This window comes from Paenibacillus sp. J22TS3 (assembly GCF_018403205.1).
Lineage (GTDB): Bacteria > Bacillota > Bacilli > Paenibacillales > Paenibacillaceae > Fontibacillus > Fontibacillus tuaregi.
Map to the genome: position 1 here is coordinate 1 of NZ_BOSF01000023.1, position 592 is coordinate 592.

The window sequence follows — 592 nt, forward strand, 5'->3', positions numbered from 1 at the left end:
TTCCACGCGTACCCATCCCGAACACGACCGTTAAGCCCTCCAGCGCCAATGGTACTTGGACCGCAGGGTCCTGGGAGAGTAGGACGTCGCCAAGCGCAACCCTAATGGGTTACAATTTAACAAATTATGGGCCTTTAGCTCAGCTGGTTAGAGCGCACCCCTGATAAGGGTGAGGTCGGTGGTTCGAGTCCACTAAGGCCCACCATTTAACTTTATAGCATATGGGGCCATAGCTCAGCTGGGAGAGCGCCTGCCTTGCAAGCAGGAGGTCAGCGGTTCGATCCCGCTTGGCTCCACCATACAGATTGCATCAGTTTCACTCGTGAATTTCCAACGTCACAGCAATGTGGCCGCGCTGAAATTTCCGATTTTGATCCTTGAAAACTAGATAACGAAACGAAATTGCGTAAATTAGAATTCCTTTAAGCTGAACTTGTGCAAACAAGTGAAGTATCTAAGGTAGCGCGAAGGTTGGTCAACCAACCGGAGCAATTGGTTAAGCTACTAAGAGCACACGGAGGATGCCTAGGCGCTAGGAGCCGAAGAAGGACGTGGCGAACAACGAAACTGCCTCGGGGAGCTGTAAGCAAGC

At 51.4% G+C, this 592-nt stretch carries 2 tRNA genes and 2 rRNA genes; all 4 read left to right on the forward strand.

Annotated features, from left to right (window positions below):
• Positions 1-95, forward strand: a 5S ribosomal RNA gene (rrf, locus tag KJS63_RS25860); the annotation flags it as partial.
• Positions 96-128: 33 nt separating this feature from the next.
• Positions 129-205: transfer RNA gene (locus KJS63_RS25865), tRNA-Ile, on the forward strand.
• 18 nt (positions 206-223) lie between these two features.
• A tRNA-Ala gene (locus KJS63_RS25870) sits at positions 224-299 on the forward strand.
• A 195-nt stretch (positions 300-494) separates the two neighbouring features.
• Positions 495-592 (forward strand): 23S ribosomal RNA (locus KJS63_RS25875); the annotation flags it as partial.